Annotated in this window: 3 protein-coding genes and 1 pseudogene; all 4 read right to left on the reverse strand. The window is 59.4% G+C overall.

What is annotated here, in order from left to right; translation table 11 throughout:
- Window positions 1–182 (reverse strand): helix-turn-helix domain-containing protein (locus tag D1841_RS16975; RefSeq protein ID WP_160644834.1); only part of this gene is annotated, 182 nt, incomplete at its 3' end.
- Window positions 183–241: 59 nt separating this feature from the next.
- Window positions 242–502 carry a hypothetical protein gene (locus D1841_RS16980; protein WP_160644836.1) on the reverse strand — a complete coding sequence of 87 codons (261 nt, stop codon included), beginning with the start codon at window positions 500–502 and terminating at the stop codon, window positions 242–244.
- Between the two features lie 172 nt (window positions 503–674).
- Window positions 675–1,802 (reverse strand): hypothetical protein, encoded by a 1,128-nt coding sequence (locus tag D1841_RS16985; protein ID WP_160644838.1) that lies wholly within the window; start codon window positions 1,800–1,802, stop codon window positions 675–677.
- 8 nt (window positions 1,803–1,810) lie between these two features.
- A pseudogene (locus D1841_RS16990) lies at window positions 1,811–2,384 on the reverse strand (hypothetical protein); the annotation flags it as partial.

Consider the following 2,384-nt stretch of genomic DNA (forward strand, 5'->3'; position numbering starts at 1 on the left):
TTTACAAACTCATACTCCGGGGTCATCTGCAGGGTCATGCCGCGATGAATTTCATTGTAAATGCTGGCCCGGCTCACCCCAATATACGCCGCGATTTTCGTTTTGCTTTCCCTGTTTTTCAGCATCCGTTCGATGATCAATCGGTCGCTCCACTTGATATCCTTACAACCGGTTCTTTTCATGTTCTGCTCCTTTTTGGTGCAAAAAAGACAAGCCCCGGCCTTCAGGCCGGGGCTGTCACTCATACCAGCAGCAGGCCCTCATCCTTTGCGGCCTGTGTGTTTACAATATCCTCACCGTTGCGGTAAATCGCTAAAATCCGAAACCCGTCCCGCAGCTTGGCTTTCGCCTTTTCCGGGTCGTCATAGGTCAGGATCCGCACGTGTACCTTGTCCATGAGCCAGTACACCCTGCCGGGGTTTGCCAAACTGTCCTCCATAGCCCGTTTCCGGCTTTTGGGTATGCTCATCTTGAAATCGTTTAAGCAAACAGGCTGCTGCATAAATTATCCGCTCCTTTATCCGTTAAACCGAAATATACCATTTGTACATTATCTAAACTTTTATACTGATTGTATTTTAGCGGGTTTGTCGAATTTTGTCAACAGGGAATATCCCTTTGGCAATAAAAAAAGAGGGAGCGCCCCATGGGGCACTCCCTCCAACTGTCTGTGCTTATCTCTGCGGGCCGGTATCCGCTGCCCTTTCCGGGGAATCTTCCCGGCTGCTTCCAGCCTGGGACTGCCGCGCCCTGGCAAGCTGCTCCCGGATGGGCGCGCACCCGGAAGATTCCGGGCTTTTCTGCCTGCCCCCCAGAGCCTCCGGCAGCTTTGCCTTCGCGGCCCTCTCCAGGGAATCCACCAGGGAGGCGGGGCCGGAGATTTTTATGGGGGTGGGCGCTTCCCCATTTAGATTCATAAGCAATTCCCGTTCCACGGATTCTTCAGGCTGCATACCGCCCGCGTCCAGCCTGTCCCGGTACTGCTTCATCTCTTCCGAAAGAACCCTGGCGATGGGGCCGGACAGGCCCTCCGGGCTGTCAATTTCCACCTGGGAGACAACCCTGCCGTCCCCGGCTTGCAACGCTATACCAGCGCTGCGGGAATCCCCCAAAATGGTAACCATGGACTGCTCCTTCCCCGGCTGGGCGGGGAAATTGCCGCCCAAAGCCTGCCACGCCTCAAGGTGCTCCTTGCTGAGAGGGTGCATGGTTTCAGAATCCAGCGCCCTGTCCGCCAGAGCCTCCGGCAGCTTTTCCTTTGCGGCCCTCTCCAGGAAATCCACCAGGGGTGCGGGGCCGGAGATTTTCACGGCGGCAAGGGCGTCGTCCTTTGTCCCCACAACCAAGGCCTTTTCCGCCCTTTCCTCCCATCCCCCTGGGGAGCTGCCCTCCGCGAGCCAGCCGCTGTACTGCTGGAGTTCCTCCGAGAAAAAGTCTGTGACAGGGCCGGACAGGCCCTTGTAGGAGGTAAATTCCACCACAGGGAGCATGCTGCCGTCCTTTCCCTTCAGGCCCATATTGACGGTTTCCATGCCATCGGGAGCAAGAGCGGACGGTTCTCCCGGTTCCTGGTATTCCGGGATTTCCGGGGTATACGTGTGCCGCGCCGCGGCCTGCCTGACCACCAACTGCCCGTCGGACACCCCGGGCAGGGGCGTGTACATGCCCATGTCCCCGTTCCATTCCGTGAGCTGGTCCTTTGCGGGAACCCGACTTTCCGCCTCCCACTGGCCCGCTTCCTCCCAGATACCGGCAGTGTCCGGCGCGTCCTGGATTCCCCGCTTCCTGCCCGCGTCCAGCACAGCGGAAGCTATGGGCGCGTATGCTTCGGGGTAAAACAGGCTGGCCCCGCCCTGGGGGGCAGGGGCAGGAAGGCATAGGGGACAGCGGCGGCAGACAGGCCCTCCCGGAGGAACCCTGTGTCCATGGCCCGGACAGCGGCGGCGCTGAAAATCAGGTGTTCGAGGGTATCTTGCCCTGCCAGCAGCACCTGGGCGGCAACCGCGTCCTCGTTCCATTCCACCCGGACAAAGGCCCCCTGCCAGGGGGTAAGGGCATCGTTTGCCTGGTTCAAGGACTGAATCCCCACCCCGCCCGCCTTTTCCCAGTCCGGCAGGTTCCTGCTGAAACCGTCCACAAGCACGTCCTCCTGGGTTAAAGGCCTGCCCAGGGCTTGGGCCTTACTCTGTCCCAAAGGCACGAAAAGTCTGTTTTCCTGGGGGATTTCCGGCAGATACCGGTCAAGCCACGCCTGCTGCTCCTCCATAGCGTAAGGGCCGGGAAACGCCGGCGCCAGAATGTACACCTGACAGCCCTCCTGCCCTGCCAGCAGCCTTGCGGCCTCTATCATGCTCCACTCCGGGGCAAGGTTTGCAAAATATCCC

It is taken from the genome of Neglectibacter sp. X4 (assembly GCF_009917365.1).
Taxonomy (GTDB): Bacteria; Bacillota; Clostridia; order Oscillospirales; family Acutalibacteraceae; genus Acutalibacter.